The organism is Cecembia calidifontis (genome assembly GCF_004216715.1).
In the GTDB taxonomy this organism is placed as follows: Bacteria; Bacteroidota; Bacteroidia; order Cytophagales; family Cyclobacteriaceae; genus Cecembia_A; species Cecembia_A calidifontis.
Window position 1 is genome coordinate 2717967 of sequence record NZ_SGXG01000001.1, and the last position, 20758, is coordinate 2738724.

At 42.2% G+C, this 20758-nt stretch carries 19 protein-coding genes; 7 read left to right on the forward strand and 12 right to left on the reverse strand.

The features are described from left to right. Nucleotides 1–59: 59 nt before the first annotated feature. Entirely contained in the window at nt 60–1526 is a 1467-nt protein-coding gene (locus BC751_RS11765) for a Gfo/Idh/MocA family protein (RefSeq protein ID WP_130275702.1), read from the reverse strand. Nucleotides 1527–1778: 252 nt separating this feature from the next. Here BC751_RS11765 and BC751_RS11770 point away from each other — a divergent pair, with 252 nt between their 5' ends. Both BC751_RS11770 and BC751_RS11775 read left to right on the forward strand, forming a co-directional pair. Then, nucleotides 1779–2174, forward strand: a complete 396-nt coding sequence (locus BC751_RS11770; RefSeq protein WP_130273830.1) for a transposase — start codon at nt 1779–1781, stop codon at nt 2172–2174. After that, entirely contained in the window at nt 2171–3121 is a 951-nt protein-coding gene (locus BC751_RS11775; protein ID WP_242617320.1) for an IS3 family transposase, read from the forward strand. The genes BC751_RS11770 and BC751_RS11775 overlap by 4 nt, the downstream gene beginning before the upstream one ends. Before the next feature lie 123 nt (nt 3122–3244). On the opposite strand, the gene BC751_RS11780 is transcribed toward BC751_RS11775, so the two are convergent. The 4 genes from BC751_RS11780 to BC751_RS11795 all read right to left on the reverse strand — a co-directional run bounded on the left by BC751_RS11780 (nt 3245) and on the right by BC751_RS11795 (nt 6288). Then, nucleotides 3245–3721 carry a DUF4199 domain-containing protein gene (locus BC751_RS11780; RefSeq protein WP_130275703.1) on the reverse strand — a complete coding sequence of 159 codons (477 nt, stop codon included), beginning with the start codon at nt 3719–3721 and terminating at the stop codon, nt 3245–3247. A 33-nt stretch (nt 3722–3754) separates the two neighbouring features. Then, nucleotides 3755–4207 (reverse strand): SRPBCC domain-containing protein, encoded by a 453-nt coding sequence (locus BC751_RS11785; RefSeq protein ID WP_130275704.1) that lies wholly within the window; start codon nt 4205–4207, stop codon nt 3755–3757. Between the two features lie 91 nt (nt 4208–4298). Then, nucleotides 4299–4904: a DUF2911 domain-containing protein gene (locus BC751_RS11790; RefSeq protein ID WP_130275705.1), complete on the reverse strand. Its 606-nt coding sequence runs from the start codon at nt 4902–4904 to the stop codon at nt 4299–4301. Between the two features lie 157 nt (nt 4905–5061). Then, complete coding sequence (locus BC751_RS11795; protein WP_130273777.1) at nt 5062–6288, reverse strand: IS4 family transposase; 1227 nt, start codon at nt 6286–6288, stop codon at nt 5062–5064. Between the two features lie 238 nt (nt 6289–6526). Between BC751_RS11795 and BC751_RS11800 the strand changes: the two genes are divergently transcribed. From BC751_RS11800 to BC751_RS11810, 3 genes are all read left to right on the forward strand, one after another. Beyond that, nucleotides 6527–6943, forward strand: a complete 417-nt coding sequence (locus BC751_RS11800) for an archease (RefSeq protein WP_165389830.1) — start codon at nt 6527–6529, stop codon at nt 6941–6943. A 3-nt stretch (nt 6944–6946) separates the two neighbouring features. Beyond that, a complete protein-coding gene (locus BC751_RS11805) occupies nt 6947–8392 on the forward strand; it encodes an RtcB family protein (RefSeq protein WP_130275707.1) in 1446 nt (481 codons plus the stop codon). A gap of 173 nt (nt 8393–8565) precedes the next feature. Next, nucleotides 8566–9411 carry a DUF4349 domain-containing protein gene (locus tag BC751_RS11810; protein WP_130275708.1) on the forward strand — a complete coding sequence of 282 codons (846 nt, stop codon included), beginning with the start codon at nt 8566–8568 and terminating at the stop codon, nt 9409–9411. Between the two features lie 67 nt (nt 9412–9478). On the opposite strand, the gene BC751_RS11815 is transcribed toward BC751_RS11810, so the two are convergent. The 3 genes from BC751_RS11815 to BC751_RS11825 all read right to left on the reverse strand — a co-directional run bounded on the left by BC751_RS11815 (nt 9479) and on the right by BC751_RS11825 (nt 13022). Continuing rightward, complete coding sequence (locus tag BC751_RS11815; protein WP_130275709.1) at nt 9479–9685, reverse strand: helix-turn-helix domain-containing protein; 207 nt, start codon at nt 9683–9685, stop codon at nt 9479–9481. A gap of 3 nt (nt 9686–9688) precedes the next feature. After that, nucleotides 9689–10249 carry a DUF2975 domain-containing protein gene (locus BC751_RS11820; RefSeq protein ID WP_130275710.1) on the reverse strand — a complete coding sequence of 187 codons (561 nt, stop codon included), beginning with the start codon at nt 10247–10249 and terminating at the stop codon, nt 9689–9691. 142 nt (nt 10250–10391) lie between these two features. Beyond that, a complete protein-coding gene (locus BC751_RS11825) occupies nt 10392–13022 on the reverse strand; it encodes a valine--tRNA ligase (RefSeq protein ID WP_130275711.1) in 2631 nt (876 codons plus the stop codon). A 157-nt stretch (nt 13023–13179) separates the two neighbouring features. Here BC751_RS11825 and BC751_RS11830 point away from each other — a divergent pair, with 157 nt between their 5' ends. Beyond that, nucleotides 13180–13695: a hypothetical protein gene (locus BC751_RS11830; protein WP_130275712.1), complete on the forward strand. Its 516-nt coding sequence runs from the start codon at nt 13180–13182 to the stop codon at nt 13693–13695. Between the two features lie 50 nt (nt 13696–13745). Here the strand turns inward: BC751_RS11830 and BC751_RS11835 are convergent, their stop codons facing one another. After that, complete coding sequence (locus BC751_RS11835; protein WP_130275713.1) at nt 13746–13949, reverse strand: dodecin family protein; 204 nt, start codon at nt 13947–13949, stop codon at nt 13746–13748. 312 nt (nt 13950–14261) lie between these two features. Between BC751_RS11835 and fahA the strand changes: the two genes are divergently transcribed. Then, nucleotides 14262–15533 (forward strand): fumarylacetoacetase, encoded by a 1272-nt coding sequence (gene fahA / locus BC751_RS11840; RefSeq protein ID WP_242617454.1) that lies wholly within the window; start codon nt 14262–14264, stop codon nt 15531–15533. A 366-nt stretch (nt 15534–15899) separates the two neighbouring features. Here the strand turns inward: fahA and BC751_RS11850 are convergent, their stop codons facing one another. Genes BC751_RS11850 through BC751_RS11860 form a run of 3 tightly spaced genes read right to left on the reverse strand, consistent with a single transcriptional unit; the run spans nt 15900 to nt 20734 of the window. Continuing rightward, complete coding sequence (locus BC751_RS11850; protein ID WP_130275714.1) at nt 15900–17030, reverse strand: nitrilase-related carbon-nitrogen hydrolase; 1131 nt, start codon at nt 17028–17030, stop codon at nt 15900–15902. Continuing rightward, nucleotides 17027–18391: a flavin monoamine oxidase family protein gene (locus BC751_RS11855; protein ID WP_130275715.1), complete on the reverse strand. Its 1365-nt coding sequence runs from the start codon at nt 18389–18391 to the stop codon at nt 17027–17029. The genes BC751_RS11850 and BC751_RS11855 overlap by 4 nt, the downstream gene beginning before the upstream one ends. A gap of 6 nt (nt 18392–18397) precedes the next feature. Further along, on the reverse strand, nt 18398–20734 hold the full coding sequence (locus BC751_RS11860) for a glycoside hydrolase family 95 protein (RefSeq protein WP_130275716.1): 2337 nt from the start codon (nt 20732–20734) through the stop codon (nt 18398–18400). Between the last annotated feature and the right edge of the window lie 24 nt (nt 20735–20758).

A 20758-nucleotide genomic window follows, 5' to 3' on the forward strand; every position in this document is an offset into this window, starting at 1 on the left:
TTGATTGCATCTATTGATGGTAAAAACCAAAAACGCGGGAATTGCCCGCGCTAATGTTTTTACACTTCAAATCCTGGCCGGTATTCCCGCCCCACAAATTGATTGGCTTCTTCCAGGTTGGTGATGCGCATATTGTCGCCATCCCAAAGTAGTTTTCTTCTTCCGAAAAACTCCATCTGACCCCTGCTATTTGGTCTGCGCAGCATGTAGCTTCTGATAGCAAGATTGCCCATCAAAACCGTTTCGGTCATTGGACCGGCATAGTCAAAAGAAGAAGTGAGTTCCTTGTGCTCTTTAGAGCCGAAACCTGCTTTGCAGGCATCCACCCATTTTCTTTGATGGCCATATTCCGGTTCGTCACCTTCCTCTTTTTCAGGTCCAAATTCAGTATAACCGTCATTCATATACAATTTGGGCATCAATGGGGAGCTGTCGTTGATATTGGTAGAAATGACCCCATTTTCTCCTATTATCAGCACACCATTGGCTGAATTGGTACCTCCCATGTCATGGTCCGCCGGTATGGCTTCCGGACGGGATGGTCTTATTCCGCCATCGCTCCAGGTCATCTCAATAGGAGACCTGCTTTTGTCAGTGGCTGCAAAATTGATGGTGATAAAAGAGGAGGCAGGGCATCCTTCCGGATGATAATCAGGCGTCCACATTTTGGTGAAAACGGTTCCCACACTGCATTCTGCGGCTGTAGGATAATGTAAGCCCAATGTCCTGAAAGGGATGTCAATTAAGTGGCAGCCCACATCTCCAAGGGCTCCGGTACCATAATCCCACCAACCTCTCCAGTTGAATGGGTGAAGGTTTGGGGTGTAGGGGATCTCGGGGGCCGGTCCTAACCATAAATCCCAATTCAAGGCATCCGGCCGTTGACTGGGATCAGGCTGCGGGAACGCAAAACCCTGAGGCCATACGGGTCTGTTGGTCCAGATTTGAACTTTGGATATTTTGCCCAGTTTTCCGCTGTCTACCCATTTTTGAACCATGCCCAATAATGGATTGGAAGCTCCTTGATTGCCCATTTGGGTAACTACTTTTTGTTCCCGGGCCATTTCTGTCAGCAGACGGGCCTCCCTGATGTTATGGGTTAAAGGCTTCTGAACATAAACATGTTTCCCTCTTTCCATGGCATATTTTGCCGCCGGGCCATGTACATGGTCCGGGGTAGAAATGGTCACTGCATCTATATTCTTTTCCTTGTCGAGCATCTCTCTGTAATCGGCATACAGTTTGGCTTTTGGGAAATTTTCAATGGACTGTTTAGCAGATCCCGAAAAGTCCACATCACAAAGGGCCACTACCCTTTCCCTGCCATTGACGGATGCGTTCTTGATATCTGAGATTCCTTTTCCACCGGCACCAATTGCGGCCAAGTTTAATTGGTCAGATGGCGCGGTGAATCCAACACCGCCCAAAACGTGACGGGGAACGATGAATATGGAGGATGCTAGTGCCGCATTTTTGATGAAATCCCTTCGGCTTTGGCATGATTTCTCCTCTTTTCCGTTTTTCATAATAGGTTTGGGTTATTGAAAATTTTAGAAAAACTAAGATATGGTTTTTGTTTATTTTCTTAGAGTTATTTTAGTCGAATTTTGCATGAGGCAGGATAATTCACCTTGCCAGAACTCTCCAATTCTTTAAACATTTTTTTAATTCATTGCGAACTAAAGTGGTAAATGGCTTTTTTGATCTGGAACTGATCTAATCAAACCTACAAGTGTCCTTCCCTGAAATAGGTTGACCGTTTTTAACCGAGAAAAAAGATGTTAAAAACAGGAAAAAGGATTAATTCTCAGCGTAGATTTTCAGAGGAATTTAAACGTAAGTTGGTTGATGATTTTGAGAAAGGAATCATGACAGTTCAGCAAATGGAGCGACATTATGGAATTGTGAACTCAGTTATTTATCATTGGATTTATAAGTATTCGACCTATAATGAAAAAAATATCAGGATAATTGAGATGAAAGACAGTCAAACCAATAGGCTCAAAGAACTCGAAGAAAAGGTCAAAGATCTCGAGCGTACCGTTGGCCAAAAACAGATCATGATTGATTATTTGGAAAAAATGATTGATTTGGCCAAAGAAACTTACTCAATCGATATTAAAAAAAACTCCAAAACCCCACACTCTGGTGGTTCCAATCCAACAAAAGTATGATAAACCATTCGCTCAATGAACTTTATCGGACTGTTGGAGTAACCAAGCAGGCCGTTCAACAAGCCAAAAAAAGGCAGCAAGCATTCGATCTTGAAATTGCCCAACTGGTAATCCTGGCCGATGAGCTCAGGGAAGACCATCCAGGATGTGGGGTCGAAAAAATGTATTATACATTGAAACCCGAATTCATGGGAAGGGATCAATTCTGTGAAATTTTCATGGAAATGGGATATGGTATCAAAAAAATAAAAAACTACCAGAAAACCACTTACGCAGGCCTTTATTCTTATCCAAACCTTATCGAAGGTATGGCCATAAACAGACCTTTTCAGGTCATCCAAACCGATATCACTTACTTTTACCTCAATGGTGAATTCTATTATTTGGTCTTCATTATTGATGTTTATACCAGGATCATCGTGGGATATTCGGTCAACGACAACTTGCGCACAGAAGGTAATATCAAAGCTATGAAAATGGCCCTCAGTACTTTGAGATACCAGCCTTGGGGCCTGATCCACCACTCAGATAAAGGTTCCCAGTACAGTAGTAAAGAATACACCTCCTTGCTCAACAAAAACAATATCCATATCAGTATGGGAAATATCGCATGGGAAAACCCCTACGCAGAACGAATCAATGGAATCATAAAAAATGAATACCTCAAAAGGTGGATAATCAAAGATTTCAGCGACCTGAAAAGAAAAGTGGCGAAAGCTGTAGCCAACTACAACAGCATAAGACTACACAGGGGATTTAAAATGAAATACACCCCCATGGGATTTTATAAAAATATACTAAATTTAAAAGCCCAAGAAAGACCGACGGTGATTGTTTATACCGAAGGAAGAAAAAACTTCTTAGGGGCATCGAGCCCCTTCGAAGTTTGCCCAAGAGAAGAACCTCTGGCTCATGATTGCCCGATGGAAATATTTAATGAATGTTGAACCAAACGGTCAACGCTATTCAGGGAAGAACAAAGTACATCCCACTTGGCTCTTTTTACTTTTGCCCTGGCTCTTTGTTCTTCATTCCTCATTCCTCACTCATTCTTCCTCATTTTCACCTTTCTAAGACTTCTTGGTGAAGATAGCCACAATAGCACTTGTGATAACTCCAGCCACCGGGGCAAAAAGGGTGCTTTGCATCAGGTAACTGTTGAAATTAAAGAAAGCTTCGGCTTCCTCCTGACTCATACTTCCTTGGCCAACAGTATAGGCGATCATATTGTCAAAATATTCCGGACTGATCCAATAGGAAGTAAGGTATTGGGTGATGGGTGTTAGCAGGGTGACAAATAGCGAAATCCAAATTCCCGCGACAAATCCCTGCAGATAGCTCATCTTTCCATGGTAGAAATTTTTCCTTTTGTCCAAGAGCGCCAGTGCATAGATCAGAAAGGCCAGAATAGCTACCCCATTGGTAACGATGGCATGTTTGTCAATATGCACATCATGTAATCCTGTGAGCTTCTCCATGACCATCCAGGAAAGCTGCATGAGCACAAAGATCAGCGCCCATTTGATTTCGATTTTAAGGTTTTTCATAGTGGGGTGGTATTTTTGTTTTAGTTGTTTCTCTTATGGAACCATAAAGTCAAAAGCACCTTTCCTTAGGTTGATGCCATATTCCAAATAGGCCTTTAGGCAGGCCAGAAAATTGGCCCAACCGGCAGTATTGTTTTTCAACCAATTCAACCCTTCCTCATTCGCCTCCATTTCTTTTTCTTCCACCTTGACCAAGGTGCTGTTTCCTTCATTTCTTTCTTCAAGGTTAATATCCACGGTCAGTGGCTGACTGTCTCCATCCCATTCAAAAGTGATGGATTCAAAAGGCTTTACAGACAAGATTCTGACCGGGAAACTGCCCGGGAATTCGGGAAACTCCCAATCCAGTATTTTGCCTGCTTCCATTTTCCCTGAACTTTTGGAGATAAAGTATTGGGTCATATGGGCAGGGTCAATGATCCCCTCAAATACTTCAATGGGTGTTTTGTTGATCTGGAGGGAAGTTGAAATCTGAATTTTGGTCATGGGATAAAAAAGGGTGAATTTAAATTTAGGGAAAAAAATAAAGGTGATGGTCAACCATCACCTTTATTCCTGTCATTAAACAAATAATTTATTAAAATGCTGCTTTGAAAGCTTCCATTTTTTGGTCCACTTGCGTGTCTACCATGAAGGAAACACTAACATTTTCCCAAGTCATGGTTACTTTGGCTACTTTGTTGTTCTCAGCGGAGATGCTGTACTGTAATCTTTCCTGAACTGTTGGAAGTTTTTCTGCCTTAACTTTAATGGCTACTGCATCATCTTTTGCCAAAGCTTCTTCGTCGATTTTGCCATCTTTCATGTAGCTGAAAACGGAATTGCCTTTGGCATTCAATCTTACAGTCCATTCTCCAGAAGCTTCAGGGGTCATAAAGATGGAATATTTTCCGGCTCTCAGGTTTTTTCCACCCACGCTCACCGGCGTACTGAACTCGATCATTGTGGCAGCGTTGGCTCCTGCCCTCCAGGTCACCCCATATTTTTCGATCTCACCGAAAATTTTTCTGCCCTTGACAGCGGGGGAAGAATAGTCAATGCTGATTTTGGTGAATCCTACATTCTGTGAAACAAAGGCTGCAGGGCTTGCCGCAGGGGCCTGTAATTGGGCCATAGATTCAACCTGGATTCCGAAAAGGAATACAAATAAAATACCGGCAAATAATAAAACTTGTTTTTTCATTGTGTTTTGAGTTTATGGGTTTATAACAATGCAATTTATAACTTAAATCAAGAATCCTTGTTTCGGATTACTGTCGTCCGACTAAATTACGAAAATTAGAATAAAGTCCTCTAGAATGATGTTAGAGGACTTTTTTTTTGATTTCAAAAAGTACCCCCTATCCTGAGAGGAATAATTGGGTTTGCATATTTTGAAGGTCTTTTTGAAATATACTTTTAAAGTAAGCTTCAGGAAAAAGTAAGAACTTTTCAAGACTGACGTAGGAGCAAAGATTTTTTGCTGCTACCATGACCATGGTCGAGAAGTCTTCAGCCTCTTTTATCCGCTTATGTAGAACTGTAAACAGCAGGTTGAGTATTAATGCCATCCAAATCTGGATTTTGATCCCGTTCTCGCTGTCCGACAAAAAATTTCTGAGCTCAAAATTCTGCTTTATCTGCTTGAAAAGCACTTCGATAACCCACCTGTTCTTATACAGAAGAGCTATGGTCAATGCATCCAATCCCTTAAGATTGGTGATAAATTCCAGCGTTTCACCGCTTTCAGGGTCAGCATAAACCACCAGTCTGGCCTCAACTGTCCGAGAAACTCCCTTCTCCCTGTAGCTCAGTGAGATAATCTGGTCCTTGATGATATCAATAGCATGCGTACAGTCAAACTCACTGACCACTTCATATCTTGCATTGTCTTTTTTTCTGGTCACAAAATATCTGTTTGAACTGTCCCATTTTTCAAAGCAGGAATAGCGGTTATATCCCTTGTCGAAAACAGCTATCCCATGCTCAGGCAGATCCATCACTTTTAAAAACATATTTTCATTTGTGGCCGCAGAACGGATACATATAAAATTGGGAACGCCTTCTGCCAGATTCATTTTAGCAAAAATCTTGGCACCTCCTTTTTTCTTTCCGTTCAGGGGATTGCGTCCGGCCCCTTTGAGGATTTCCTTGAACAGCGTGACCGTTGAGGAATCAAAAACCTCAACACGGCTGGGGTCGACCTCTCCACCGATATCAAGCCAATTTCCTACCAAAGATGCCCTATAGTATGAATACAGCCCTTTGTACAGTTGCTCAAAAACACGATAACTGCGCTTACGGTTTGCATCAGAAAGAGTACTCCTTGCAGGCAGCTGCTTCATTCCAAAAGGAATAAGCTTGGTAATGATCAGGCCGATGTTTTTGCATACCTCTCTTAGACTGCTGTTTCTGGTCAACACGGCATAAAAAATACAGATAAAGTGATCACTTGTTTTAAGTTTCTTGTAGTACCTATCCGAGTTTTCTTCCTCAACGACCTGATTGAATAGCTCTTTGGGAATAAGAGAAAGAAGTTGGGCGATGATAGGATGCCCAGACAAAAATTTATGCTTAACTTGAGACATATTGTTGGTTCTTGGTCGAAACAACAATATAAAAAAGATGGGTAAGTTCCAAAAGAGCTGCCCATCTTTGATTTTTGTACTATTCTAGGATTTTATTTTTTATCTTGTATCAGTTCTCGGACGACAGTAGTTTCGGATATTTTTGGAGCGGTTAAAATTTTATTGAAAGGGAAAGTTCAAGCAATAGATTAAGATTTTTGCTAACTTAAAGTTTCGAGAAAAAAGAGAAATGCGCCACATGAAGTCACTGGAATATTTGTCCCATACGGCAGATGTCAGGATGAAAATCCAAGAGAGTTCTGAAGAAGAACTCTTCAGGATAGGTGTGGAGGAAATTGGGAGGATTTTGAAGGCCGAGGTCTTTGAAAATCCTCCACAGGCAAATGAAATGGTAGAGATTTCTTTGGTTTCTTTGGACATGACCACGCTATTGGTGGAATTTCTGAATGAGGTACTCCTGCATTCCCATACCCGTAAATCTGTGTTTTTTGATGTGCAATTTCAGCATATTGGAGAAAAGGAGGTGAGGGCAAAAATCCTGGGGAAGAGGGTAGAAGCATTTGATGAAGACATCAAAGCGGTGACTTACCATGAAGCCCAGGTGGAGAAAAATAAATCAGGTATGCTTGAAACACTTATTGTTCTGGATATTTAGAATATGGAACTAAAAAACCAATTGATAAAAAAGAGTGACTATCTATGGGAACTTCCTCCCCATGTCAAGAAGGGGATGAAGGTGCCGGCACAGGTGTACGCTTCCAGGAAGATTTTGGAAGAGATAGGAGGGGATAAATCATTGGAGCAACTGACCAATGTGGCCATGTTGCCCGGGATTACCAAGGCTTCTATCGTCATGCCGGATGTGCATGAAGGATATGGTTTTCCAATTGGGGGAATTGCTGCCACTTCTTGGCCGAATGGTGGAATATCCCCCGGGGGTATCGGTTATGATATCAATTGTGGGGTGAGACTTTTGACTTCAAAGTTGACAAAAAATGACCTGAAAGGTAGGGGAGAAGAATTGGCCAAAGCACTCTTTTCCCGGATTCCTTCAGGTGTCGGAAAGGGAGGGAATATCCCATTGAGCGAAAAGGAGCTGGACAAGGTACTTACCCATGGTGTGCAATGGGCTTTGAAAAATGGCTATGCGCTTGAGGAAGATATTGACAAGATTGAGTCTTGGGGAAGGTTGGATAATGCAGATCCCGGATGTGTTTCAGAATATGCCAAAAATCGGGGAATTGACCAATTGGGGACGATTGGTTCCGGAAACCATTTCGTGGAGGTTTCCTATGTGGATAAAGTTTTCGATCATGAAGTAGCCCGGATATTTGGTTTAAAGGAGGGGCAGTTGACGGTATTGATCCATACGGGATCCAGAGGTCTGGGCCATCAGGTCGCTTCCGATTATATGAAAGTGATGATTGCTTCCATGGGGAAGTATGGTATTTCGGTTCAGGATAGGGAGTTGGCTTGTGTGCCATTTAATTCGCCGGAAGGACAGGACTATTTTAGGGCCATGGCAGCTGCTGCCAATTATGCCTGGTGCAACAGACAGGTGATCACCTGGGAGATCCGGAATGCTTGGAAAGATTTTTTCAAAGGCAAAGATACCCGCTTGGATGTCCTGTATGATGTTGCCCATAATATTGCGAAGGTGGAAGACCACATAGTGGATGGAAAAAAGAAAAAGCTGATCGTCCACCGCAAAGGTTCTACCCGTTCTTTTGGGCCTGGACATCCCGAGGTGACAGATTGCTACAAAGATACCGGTCAGCCCGTCATTATCCCGGGGAGTATGGGCACGGCTTCCTATGTGATGGCAGGGACAGAACATGCCATGGAGGAATCCTTTGGTTCAACCTGTCATGGGGCAGGCAGGCGGATGTCCTGCAGGGCAGCTCAAAAGGCAGTCAATATCCATGAACTCGAAAAAGAACTGGCTGAAAGGAATATTTTTGTGCGGGCAGGGTCCCGTTCTGGCGTGAGTGAAGAGGCTCCGATAGCTTACAAGGATATCGATGAAGTGATCGAAGTGGTCCATCAGGCAGGAATTGCCAAAAAGGTGGCGAGGCTGAGGCCATTGTCTGTGATCAAGGGTTAGAAAATCATTAATTGATTTATCCTTGGATAGTATTTTTTTGGAATTGCCGCCAAGATTAACTTGCGTTTTTTATAAAAGTGGCTTTAAAATTTGAATCTGTCAGAAAAGCTAAAGCGGAATCATTATGGTTTTTTAATGAGAATAATGTTATTTTTCAGATGAAATAACACAAAATGAAACAGCTTCTTTTAATTTTTCAACCGTCCTTATTTTTATTTATCATAGGGGCCTGTCAGAATACAGGGAATTCTGATTTTCAAATAGTGGAAACGGGAGAGAGGTTTGAGGAGGTCTTGGATGTTCCTCCAAGTGAACAACCTGCAAAGTTTCCGGTAGAAGAACTTCAACCTGCTACAGAAATCCAAAGGCTGCTGGTTAAAAGAGGGAATTTGGAATTTGAATCTGTTCATTTGGAAGACGACAACCAAAAAGTGCGTAAAATTCTTCCCCATTTCAAGGCCTATGTGGATTCGGAGAATTTTAGCAATAATGATTTTTCAAGTACCTATCAACTGAGTATCAAGGTTCCTGTTGCCCATTTTGAAGACTTGATGGATACACTTTCATCCATAGGAAAGAAAACCACCAATAGGTCCTCCAATACTGACGATGTGACAAGGAATTTCAGGGATTTGAAAGCCACAATTGAAAGCAAAAAAGCCCTGGAAAACCGATACAGGGAGTTGTTGAGCAAGGCCACCCAAATCAAAGATATGCTGGAGATAGAGAGAAATTTAAATGATCTCCGAAATGAAATAGAAGGGTATGAGGCCAGGTTAAGAACCCTGCAAAACGATATCAGTTATAGTACCATCAATTTACATTTTTATCAGGTTAAGGATCAAAGCAAAGCTGAAAAACCATCTTTTTTCAGCAGGTTGGTCAAATCTTTCCAAGGAGGCTGGGACATGTTTATCTGGTTATTGCTCGCATTGGTCAGGCTTTGGCCACTTGGAGTACTAGCCATTTTAACGATGGTGGTAATCAAGTTGGTAAGGAAAAAACAAGCCAAAAGTTGAAAATGGTATAGCAAAGCTTGATAAAAACAAAAAGCTGGTTCATTGACCAGCCTTTTTTCTTATGCAATTACTCATCCACAAATTCCAGAATATCTCCCGGCTGACAATCCAAAGCCTTGCAGATGGCTTCCAAGGTGCTGAACCGGACAGCTTTGGCTTTCCCTGTCTTTAATATCGAAAGATTGGATAGGGTGATGTCCACTTTTTCGGAAAGCTCGTTGAGGGACATTTTCCGCTTGGCCATCATCACATCCAAATTGACTATGATAGGCATGGCTTAGATTGTTAATTCATTTTCGGATTGGATTTCTACCCCTCTCTTAAAGACCCGGGCAATGGCATAAATCAGGGCGCCCATGAGCAGGTACTCAAAGGCACCACCCGTAAAACCTCCCAAAGAGGGGATTTCAAAACCACGTTTGATCAGCCATTTCAAAGATGCTGATGTGAAAATAATCAAAATGCCCGTTTGGATGGCGAAAGAAGCAATTTCTGAAATCAGGTTGGATACTTTTTTACTGAATGGATGATTGAGGTTGATGGTGAGAAATATTCTGATCATCAAATAAAAAATATAGGCTTTTAGGCAAGCTATGACTACCAATAAAGATACCAAGCCGATGTAATACCCAATTTCCTGGTTTCTCAAGCCATACAAGTTCAGGCCTTCATAAAGGTCCTGGGCTACGATAGGTTTAAAGAAACTGTAAATGGTAGTAAACATCAAAGCCCCTGCTTTGATGCAAAGCCCGATAAATATGGACCAAATCACTATGGTAATCAGCATTAATCCAGGCTGGGTTACCCATTTTTCATTCCATTCATTTTTGAGATTCATGGTATTTATGATTAGAATTTGCTCAAACATCGGTAAATATTTATTGAAAAACAATAAATATTTACTGAAAAAAAAATTTTTTTTAGAACAAAAAATCTGAAGCGGTTAGGCTTCGGATTTTTGATGTTATTAAGACTGTCAATTACCCAAATTTGGCCAAAGCCTCTTCCAAGGTTTTGATCTTGGCCTCTGCATCTGCCTGCTTTTTCTTCTCGTTTTCTACCACGGCTGCCGGTGCCCCTGTCACGAAACGCTCATTGCTGAGTTTCTTCACCACAGAATTCAGGAAGCCTTTGGTATATTCCAGTTCCCTAAGCAGGTTTTCTTTTTCTTTTTCCACGTCAATCTGTTCGCCAAGCGGGATAAAGCATTCATCAGCCTTCACAACAAAGCTCACTGCATTGTCCACCTTTTTCCCAAAAGCCAGTTCCGAAAGGTTGGCCAGTTTCCTCAATACTGACTCGAAACTGCTGTAAAGTTCAGGCTGCTTGGTGTTTACTGTCAAAGCGAAGGCTTCTTTTGGGGAAATTCCTTTGGAAGAACGGATATTTCGGATCTGGGATACCACTTCGAAAATCTGAGCTGCTTCTGCAATTGGTTTGGCATCGAAAGCTTTTGCTTTTGGCCAGGCTGCAACGATCAATGCTTCAGAAACTGTTCTTTCTTTGATCTGATGCCAAAGTTCCTCCGTAAGGAATGGCATAAAGGGATGTAGGATTTTCAGGATATCCTCAAAGAATAGAATGGTCTTGTCATACGTAGCCCTATCGATTGGCTGCTGGTAGGCTGGTTTGATCATTTCCAGGTACCAGGAGCAGAAATCATCCCAAACCAGTTTGTACGTCGTCATCAGGGCATCTGAAATCCTGAATTTGCTGAAATGGTCTTCAATTTCTGTCAATGCCTCGTTGAACCGGTTTTCAAACCAATGAATGGCGGCTACATTTTCAGCTCCAGAAGCTGTTTCGTCGATTTCCCAGCCTTTCACCAATCGGAAAGCATTCCAGATTTTATTGGCAAAGTTCCTGCCCTGTTCCACCAACTTTTCGTCAAATGGCAGGTCATTACCGGCAGGAGAGGAAAAGAGCATGCCTGTTCGCACTCCGTCCGCGCCATAATTGGCGATCAGATCCAACGGATCCGGAGAGTTGCCCAAAGACTTGGACATTTTTCTGCCCAGTTTGTCCCTTACGATACCGGTCAGGTACACATTTTTGAAAGGTTTGTCACCCAGGTATTCGTAACCTGCAATGATCATTCTGGCCACCCAGAAGAAAAGGATTTCAGGGGCGGTGACCAGGTCATTGGTAGGGTAGTAGTATTTCAGGTCTTCATTGGGTTTGCCTGTGGTGAAGACATCTGTGTCAAAAACTGAGATTGGCCACAACCAGGAGGAGAACCATGTGTCCAGCACGTCTTCGTCTTGTCTGAGGTCTTCAAGCTTGTAAGAAGTGTGGAATTTTTCATTGGCTAAGGAAAGGGCCTCTTCCTTGGTTTTGGCCACGACAAATTCCCCATTGGGCAGGTAGAAAGCCGGAATCTGATGCCCCCACCAAAGCTGACGGGAAATACACCAATCCCTGACATTCTCCATCCATACCCTGTACATGTTTTTGAATTTTGGAGGATGGAGCTGAATTACGTCATCCATAACCGCTTTCAGGGCTGGTTTGGTGATTTCTTCCATTTTCAGGAACCATTGAAGCGAAAGTTTGGGCTCAATGACCGCATCAGTTCTTTCAGAATGGCCTACATTCGATTTATAATCCTCGATTTTATCAAGCTGACTGGCTTCTTCCAGTAATTTGCCGATTTTCTTTCTGGCAATAAACCTGTCTTCTCCGACCAGAATCTGCGCCTTTTCATTCAAAGTACCATCATCATTCAAAATATCGATGACTTCCAATTTGTGTTTGATGCCCAGTTCATAGTCATTGATGTCGTGGGCAGGGGTTACTTTCAGGCAACCTGTACCAAACTCCATGTCCACGTACTCATCCTCAATGATAGGGATGGCCCTGTTGATCAGGGGAATAATAGCTTTTTTGCCCTTTAGGTGGGAAAATCTTGGGTCGTTTGGATTGATACAGATAGCGACATCTGCCATGATCGTTTCGGGGCGTGTGGTAGCGATGGTCAAGAAATCCTCAGAGCCTTCGATTCTGTATTTGATGTAATACAGCTTGGACTGGATTTCCTTCATAATCACCTCATCGTCCGATAGGGCGGTTTTACCCTGAGGGTCCCAATTGACCATCCTGACACCTCGATAGATTTTCCCTTTATTATAAAGATCAACGAAAACAGAAATTACTGCATCACTGAGGTCTGGATCCATGGTGAATTTGGTGCGGTCCCAGTCACAGGAAGCCCCCAGTTTCTTCAATTGCTCAAGGATAATACCCCCGTATTTCTCCTTCCATTCCCAGGCATATTTAAGGAACTCTTCTCTGCTAAGGGATTTTTTGTCAATGCCTCTTTCTTTCAGCATGGCGACAACTTTGGCTTCTGTAGCAATGGAAGCGTGGTCCGTACCGGGTACCCAGCAGGCATTTTTGCCCTCCATTCTTGCTTTTCTGACCAAAACATCCTGAATGGTATTGTTGAGCATATGCCCCATATGGAGCACTCCTGTCACATTGGGTGGCGGAATGACGATAGTATAAGGTTCTTTGCTATGATCAACATGGGAGGAGAAAAATTTGTGCTCCATCCAGTACTGGTACCACTTGGCCTCAGCGGCTTCAGGATTGTATTTGGTAGCTAATGACATTGTAAGAAGAGGTTTTTTAAAACTCAAGCCGCAAAATTAAGATAAAAATGGTTTGGAACCACTATAGAAACAAAAGCAAACCACATATCTTATTCAATAATCCATTTTTCAAAAACAGAGAAAAATTTTATATATTTAGTTTTTAAACAAATCCCCTATGTTGCATTTACTTTGGTTTCTGTTGAATCTAGCATTGGGCATAGGCCTAGTCATACTCTTTTTTGATTGGCTTGGCTTTGTAAAAAGTAGATTTGGTTGGTTTGCGGCAATCTTTGTGGGTATAATTTCTATTCATGCCATTTCCCCACAAAAAGAAAAATTAAATCAACAAATAGAAATTGTCATGAGGGGGGCAAGTCAAGGGCAGTTGATTGAATGCCCCAAAGCTAATTTTGAGAAGGCCCTTCTGGATAGTAATCTCATACAAAGTATCATTTTAACCTATTTCACCTGCTTACCCGAAGAAGGTCAGAGAACATATCATGTTGATCCTCAGTATATCGACCTTCAGGGTTTTCAATTGGGGTTCCATTGGCAGACTTTGGATTTTTTGAAATTGGAAGATAATCCAGGCTTTGAAGAATCCTATAAAGTAAGGGGAAACCTGGAATGGAGGCTTTTGGGAATGACATTGTATGTCCAAAAAAAGGAATTCCTAGTGAACTTGTCTTAAAAAAAACCGGTATCCTTTAAGTATTGGAATAAAAGGATACCGGTTTTCACTCATTCTTCGATTTCAAAAGTGATTTTCACATTGACCCTGTATTGACTGATTTCTCCATTGGTAACAGTTGCACTTTGTTCCTGGACATAGACAGATCTGATATGTTTAACTGTTTTGGAGGCATGAGCAACCGCATTTCTTGCTGCATCTTCCCAACCTTTGTTGGAATTTGCTAATACTTCGATAACTTTTAATACTCCCATAGTGCATGAGTTAAAATTGTGAAAATTAAAGTTTTATAGTTATGTAAGTTACTGAATATAAGTTGTTTTTGCAATTTTTAGCAAGGCTGATTCGATGACTGAACAAAATAAGTTTGCCTTAATTTTATTTTGTTTTTTATAAATTATTAAAATTAAATTTCTCTTCCATCGGGATTGGGTAAATGATTCCCATAAGGGAAGTATAGATTACAAGGGTTGATTGAATTCTCAATGAAGCCTTTGCCACTTCTTTCAGGTTTTTATCTTCTACCTGAAAACTCTACCTTTGCAGGGTCAAAAAAACTTTTGCAGATGAGTAGCCCAAATATAACACCCCTGACCTCCTGGGTACAGGTAGCCAAAGATTCAGATTTCACCATTTACAATTTGCCTTTTGGTATTTTTCAAAATAAGAGGCTTTCTCCCAGAATTGGGATCGCCATTGGAGATAAGATCGTAGATCTTTCAGTATTGCATGAGGAGGGCTTTTTTTCTGAACTTTCTCAATTGCCCAATGACATCTTTGTAAGAGATGCTCTGAATGATTTTATCGCACTGGGTAAACCAGTTACCAGAAAAGTCAGAGAAATTGTCCAAAACTTGTTGAAAGAGGACAATGAACATCTCCGTGAGCATACTTGCCGTGGGAAGGCCATGGTGAACCGCAACGAGGCACAGATGTTGATGCCGGTTAAGGTGGGGGATTATACTGACTTTTACAGCAGTATGGAACATGCCACCAATGTGGGTATGATGTTCCGTGATCCGGAAAATGCGCTGCTTCCGAACTGGAAACATCTTCCAGTAGGCTATCATGGAAGATCGTCTTCGATTATTCCTTCCGGAGTTCCTTTTTATAGGCCTAAAGGACAGTTTAAAGACGCCAATATGGAAAAACCCGAGTTTGGACCTACTAGAAGGTTGGATTTTGAATTGGAGATGGCATTTATTACCGGTGGCCCTACTAAGATGGGAGACAGTATCAGTACGGAAGACGCAGAAGATTACATTTTTGGTATGGTACTTTTCAATGACTGGTCAGCGAGAGACATTCAGGCTTGGGAATATGTGCCATTAGGTCCTTTTTTAGGGAAAAATTTTGCTTCCAGCATCTCTCCATGGGTAGTGACATTAGAGGCTTTAGAACCTTTTAGAGTGGCAGGTCCAAAGCAGGACCCGGAGGTTTTGCCCTATTTGCAATGTAAAAAGGACCACGCTTTTGATATACAGTTGGAAGTATATATTCAACCCGAAGGCATGAAAGCCACCAAGGTATGTAAATCGAATTTTAAATACATGTATTGGAACATTGCGCAGCAACTGGCACACCATACGGTCAACGGCTGCAATATCAATGTTGGGGACATGATGGCATCGGGTACCATTTCAGGTCCTACTGAGGACAGTTACGGTTCCATGCTGGAACTTGCTTGGAAAGGTACCAAACCGGTACAATTGGAAGAAGGGGGAGAAAGGAAATTTATTGAAGATGGGGATACCGTCATTATGAAAGGATTTGCAGAAAAAGATGGAATAAGAGTAGGATTCGGAGAAGTATCCAGTAAAGTCCTTCCTGCTAAATAATCCACAATTATCCAAGATCAGTAACCTCTGAAAGCAATAGCTGTCAGAGGGCCTGCTGACCATTCCTTTACAAGTCAACAAGTTATTTGGTAAACTGAAACATTTCTTGGAACTGGGTGGAGGTACGACATTCATTTATTATAGGGAACGTCTCAATGACTGGAACAATGGAGAGCCCAGGGTACATTAAGATTTCGATTTTATTCTGAATTCTGGAGATACCCCGGCCTTTATCGGAACTTTGAATTTTGGATAAAGAAGGATTCCCGTGGATGGTGGATTTACATTTAAAGCCAACCTCAATCCAATCTTTAACCATAATGGTTTCTGGCCGCTTTGGGTAGGGATTGGTTTTGGATACGTATTTTAGAAATCCATATTCCAAATACCGGCTTTTTCAGCAGCATGTAAATGAATTAGTTCTCCATTTCGGATAAAGAAGGGTTGTCCATCAGTACCTAAATCCCACAAATGCCCTCTCAGGAATACATTGGCGCCATTTTTAGCTCCTGATTTTCCAATTCTTCCAGGGAGGGCATATTTTTTCCAGGCTTCCTTTTCGGATATTTTCCCGATATCACTCAAATCCACATCATTTGGAGCGGGGGCACCATTATAGCCCGCCCAGGGAACATCCATCGCACCATCAATGGCACAATAGGAATTGACCAAAACCAAATCCACCCCTTCGATAGCTTCATAAGCCTCCGGATACCATGAGTCTGCACAGACCAAAATGGCCACTTTGGCCATTGGAAGATCAAAACTTGGAATGCCAGACGGAGTAGATGCAGTGATAAATGGCTTTTCCGACTCGATGGGAAATGCCTTTTTGATGACTTGGGGAAAAATACTGCCATCAGGACCAAAAAGAAAGGAGCTGTTATAAAGTGCGGCTTCTTTTTTTACAACAATTTGATTGTCAACTATCTGTGGATCCGGTAAATTAATAGAACCCGCATTTATAAACACCTGGTATTTTTTAGACAGTGTTAAAAAGCATTTTTCGTAGGCTTTTGCCATTTGATTTGACTTCATTCTGAAGAGGGTGGAGGCTATTCTGTCCCCTTCATTTTTTGACAAAGGATAGTGTTTGATAAATTCAAATGGATTGGTCAAAACCAGTTGAGCCATTGCCCAAGTCAGGGTAGTACTCTTTGCCACTGAAGGTTTTTCTTCCAAAATAACCAACCAGGTTCCGAGGTACTCAGGGAGCAATACAATGGTGTTTTTTTTGAAAAATCCTGCCTCTTTGGCTTTTTCAAAATAGTATTCCATTTTTTGAAAAAACCTTTCTTCAGATAAATAATCAGTCTCTTCCATATAAGGTTGTATGCCGACCACATTTCCCCGAATGCTGTCTGTCAAGGGTGGGCTGAGGTTCTCCACATGGCTGATATGGGCCTCTACCTCTGGTAAGCCCTTTAAGTTTCCCGTATTGGCCCAAATGGTCCATAATAGGAGTATGATCAATAAAGCGAAAGCTAGTTTTTTCATTTTTTATGAGCTCCTTCGCTCAGGTTTAGAATTATGTTTTCAGCGGCCTGTTCTCCTGACCTGACAGCACCTTCTATGTACCCGAACCATATTTTTGAAGCTTCTGTACCTGCCCAATAAATATTCCCTTCAGTTTTGGAATAGGCATCCTGAAAACCGGTCCATGCTCCCGTAGGGTAAAGCCCCGCATAGCAACCCCGACTCCAGGCCTCATCCGTCATGGTGAAATCTTCATAGCTTATTGGATGGGCTGCATCCCTGCCATAATAGCAAACAAGTTTATCCAACATCAGTTTTTTCCTTTCCTCCTTACTTTTTTGGAAGTATTCCCGGGCCCTTTTTCCAATTGTAAAACCCAGAATGATCCCGTATTTACCATCTTTGGGAGAGGTGTCAAACATGGATTGAAAAGGAGAGTGACCGTCTGCGAATGCCTGTCCGCTAAATCCAGAATCTCTCCAAAAAGGTCTTTGATAAATCATAAAACATTTGCCCACTTGTCCCATGGCAATCCGGTCCATGACCTGTCTTTTTTCGACTGATAACATGGGCTGGAATTCAATTTTTGCTGCAAGGGGTGGAGGAATGGCTATAATGATCCTTTTAGCAGTAAAAGAAAAATCCCTGCCGGTCACCAGGTAATCGTCCTTTTCTTTTGTGATTTTTTCAACAGGGTGGTTGAAGTAAATCCTTTCCTTAAATGGAATTGCCATTTTCTCAATGATGGTCTGCATACCGCCTACTATCCTGTGAAGCTGTGCGCCGTTTTTGATATTGATCAGGGTGTTAAGGTCTCTCCCGGATTTGATGTAGAAAAGACCGTGAAGTAAGGAAATTTCATTCAGTTCGGAAGCAAAAACAGTTTCAAGTGCCAAGGTGATTACTTTCCGGCAGGCAAAGGTTTTACAATTTGATGTGACAAAAGCCCCAAGTGTGATGCTGTCAAATTCCATTGCTTTAGGATGGTTCCAAGGGCTATCCAATGGAATGCTTTTGGCCATTCTTTCCAGTTTTTTGAGTACATAATCCAGATTGAGCAAGGAGAGTATGTCCATTTTGGGGATCAATCCTTTGAACTTTTTGACTTTTTGGTCCAAATCAAGGAGGTTGAAACCCTCATCGTAAGTTTCAAAATACTCGATTCCAAATTCTTCACAGAGTGCATACATGCGGTCATGGCTCGGGCCGATCCATTGCCCTCCAAAATCAAGATAAAGGTCCTGATTAAGTTGCTTGGTAAAAACCCTTCCCCCAAGCCTTTCCCTGGCTTCCAGAACAATAAATGGGATATTGGCTTCAAATAGCTTTTTGGCTGCGGCAATTCCCGAAAAGCCAGCGCCTATAACAATCACCTGATTCATTGTTTTTTATTGTAGTGAAAAGTCAAATGTTTCCCCTTTATTCAATTCAACCTCTAAAAGGTTCCCTTTATATTTTACAAACGCTTTTCCCCCGATAGGCGCTGAAATACGTGCGGTAATTAATTGGCCTTCCTTCCATTCCATATCGATAATGAAATTTCCTCTCGCTTTAAGCCCGGTTATTTTACCCTTCTGCCATTCCTTGGGAAGTGCAGGCAAAAGGTGAATAGAACCATCATGACTTTGTAAGAGCATCTCAGCAATTCCTGCGGTATAACCGAAATTCCCATCAATTTGAAAGGGAGGATGGGCATCAAATAAATTGGGGTACAGGGATTGTTGAATGAGTTTTTGGATATGTTCATGGGCCATTTCCCCATCCTGTAGCCTGGCAGAAAAATTGATAAGCCAAGCCCTGGACCAACCGGTTCCTGCGCCTCCATGTGCCAGTCGGTAGTCTAATGTTTTTCTGACGGCATCAAATAAATCAGGCGTTTTATTTTTTGTAATGGCATTTCCAGGATGAAAAGCATATAAATGGGACATATGTCTGTGGTCTTTTTCAGGTTCTTCATATTCTTGATCCCACTCTAATAACCTTCCATCGCTTCCAATTCTTAAACCTGACCTTAAGTTTTGTCTTTTAGTCTTCACTTCTTCAAGTATAGGGGATTGGTAGCCCAAAATTTTACTTGCCTGCATAAAATTGTCAAAAACCTCAGCGATAATCTGTTGGTCCATCGCTGCCCCCATGGTGGAAGCAGCGGATTCCCCTTTTGCATTGATAAAACTGTTTTCTGGTGAGGTGGATGGGGAAGAAACCCACTTGCCATCTCCTGGATAAGGGATTAACCAATCCAGATAAAAAGCTGCAATTTCTTCCATGGCAGGCAAGAATCTTTGTTGTAAGAACTTTTTATCCTGAGTAAACTGGTATCGCTCCCAAAAGTGTTGCATCATCCAACCTCCAGCACCCAACCATGAACCCCAATAGGCCTGGGCTGCCTGAAGAAAAGTCATGTGCCAAAGATCAGAGCCGTGGGCCAAGGCAGCTCCCCGCATACCATAAGTTTCCCGGGCGGTTTTTCTGCCACTGATGATCAGTTGGTCCATATAATCAAAGAATGGCTCATGAAGCTCTGATAAATTGGTGACCTCAGCTGGCCAGTAATTCATCTGAAGGTTGATGTTCAGGTGGTAATCCGCATTCCAGGGCGCTTCGATATGCCTGTTCCAGATTCCCTGCAAGTTGGAGGGTAAGGTTCCAGGTCTGGAAGATGAAATCAATAAATACCTTCCAAAGTCAAAAAGCAAGGATTCCAGATAAAGATCAGTTTTTCCTCCTTTGACCCCTGCAATTCTTTGATCAGTTGGGATGTCATAAGGGCTGGGATCTTCCAAAGAAAATTTCACCCTATGGAAAAGGGATTGATAATCTGTGATATGCCTTTGTTGGAGTTCTTCAATGGTTTTGGCTTTGATGTTTTGAAGTTGTTCTTCATTTTTCTTTTGGAAATTTGGATGGTAGTAGGAAGTATTGGTGACCAATTTGATAAGAAGAGCTTCAGCACCTTCTATTTCGATGTGATCAGCTTTGGCCTTGGTTTTACCCCCTGAATTTTCAATCCATACCATAGTCTGGAACTTGACACCATGGAGGATGGGGCTGGGTTTGGAGTCAATTTGCCCTTTTCTCTGGGTAACTTCCCCATCCATTAGTAAAGTTTGATTGGAGGTGGCCTTTACTGTTACGGTAGGATGGCCATCATCTTCCGGTCTGTTCAACCTGATTTTTCCATTGATTCCATTTGGGTGATTGGATTGAAGATGGATCACAATGGCCTGATCCGGTGTGGTGGTGAATACTTTTTGGGAAAAATCATGGCCTTCCACTTTATAGCTTACGGTTACCAAAGCCCGATCCAGATCCAGTTCCCGTCTGTAATCACTGACCGCTTCATGTCCCAGATCTAACCAAAGGTCACCCAAAGTCTGATGGGAGCGGGTGATACTTTTTCTTGAAAATTTGGCTACCAATAAAGAATCTGCTTTTTTATTTTCTCCTTGCAAGAGTAGCTGCCGGATGAACTCCAGGTCCTCCGGTTTTCCTTCTGCCGGTCCCCAGTCATCAGGTCCACCCGGCCAGAGGGAATCTTCGTTGAGCTGGATCCGCTCTTTTGATGTTTGCCCAAAGACCATGGCTCCTGATCTGCCATTGCCTATAGGAAGGGCTTCTTCCCAAATGCTTGCAGGCTTTTCGTACCAAAGTAAGCTTTGAGCTAGCGTTTTATGCACACAAAAAGCGCAGAATAGATAAAGTGATAAAAAAATAGTTGACTTCATAGGTCGGTAATTAGGTAGTGAGTA

Bases quoted from the DNA above. Each gene is read 5' to 3' on its own strand.
- BC751_RS11765 (WP_130275702.1), bottom strand. From the start codon at position 1,526: ATGAAAAACGGAAAAGAGGAGAAATCATGCCAAAGCCGAAGGGATTTC.
- BC751_RS11770 (WP_130273830.1), top strand. From the start codon at position 1,779: ATGTTAAAAACAGGAAAAAGGATTAATTCTCAGCGTAGATTTTCAGAG.
- BC751_RS11775 (WP_242617320.1), top strand. From the start codon at position 2,171: ATGATAAACCATTCGCTCAATGAACTTTATCGGACTGTTGGAGTAACC.
- BC751_RS11780 (WP_130275703.1), bottom strand. From the start codon at position 3,721: ATGAAAAACCTTAAAATCGAAATCAAATGGGCGCTGATCTTTGTGCTC.
- BC751_RS11785 (WP_130275704.1), bottom strand. From the start codon at position 4,207: ATGACCAAAATTCAGATTTCAACTTCCCTCCAGATCAACAAAACACCC.
- BC751_RS11790 (WP_130275705.1), bottom strand. From the start codon at position 4,904: ATGAAAAAACAAGTTTTATTATTTGCCGGTATTTTATTTGTATTCCTT.
- BC751_RS11795 (WP_130273777.1), bottom strand. From the start codon at position 6,288: ATGTCTCAAGTTAAGCATAAATTTTTGTCTGGGCATCCTATCATCGCC.
- BC751_RS11800 (WP_165389830.1), top strand. From the start codon at position 6,527: ATGAAGTCACTGGAATATTTGTCCCATACGGCAGATGTCAGGATGAAA.
- BC751_RS11805 (WP_130275707.1), top strand. From the start codon at position 6,947: ATGGAACTAAAAAACCAATTGATAAAAAAGAGTGACTATCTATGGGAA.
- BC751_RS11810 (WP_130275708.1), top strand. From the start codon at position 8,566: ATGAAACAGCTTCTTTTAATTTTTCAACCGTCCTTATTTTTATTTATC.
- BC751_RS11815 (WP_130275709.1), bottom strand. From the start codon at position 9,685: ATGCCTATCATAGTCAATTTGGATGTGATGATGGCCAAGCGGAAAATG.
- BC751_RS11820 (WP_130275710.1), bottom strand. From the start codon at position 10,249: ATGAATCTCAAAAATGAATGGAATGAAAAATGGGTAACCCAGCCTGGA.
- BC751_RS11825 (WP_130275711.1), bottom strand. From the start codon at position 13,022: ATGTCATTAGCTACCAAATACAATCCTGAAGCCGCTGAGGCCAAGTGG.
- BC751_RS11830 (WP_130275712.1), top strand. From the start codon at position 13,180: ATGTTGCATTTACTTTGGTTTCTGTTGAATCTAGCATTGGGCATAGGC.
- BC751_RS11835 (WP_130275713.1), bottom strand. From the start codon at position 13,949: ATGGGAGTATTAAAAGTTATCGAAGTATTAGCAAATTCCAACAAAGGT.
- fahA (WP_242617454.1), top strand. From the start codon at position 14,262: ATGAGTAGCCCAAATATAACACCCCTGACCTCCTGGGTACAGGTAGCC.
- BC751_RS11850 (WP_130275714.1), bottom strand. From the start codon at position 17,030: ATGAAAAAACTAGCTTTCGCTTTATTGATCATACTCCTATTATGGACC.
- BC751_RS11855 (WP_130275715.1), bottom strand. From the start codon at position 18,391: ATGAATCAGGTGATTGTTATAGGCGCTGGCTTTTCGGGAATTGCCGCA.
- BC751_RS11860 (WP_130275716.1), bottom strand. From the start codon at position 20,734: ATGAAGTCAACTATTTTTTTATCACTTTATCTATTCTGCGCTTTTTGT.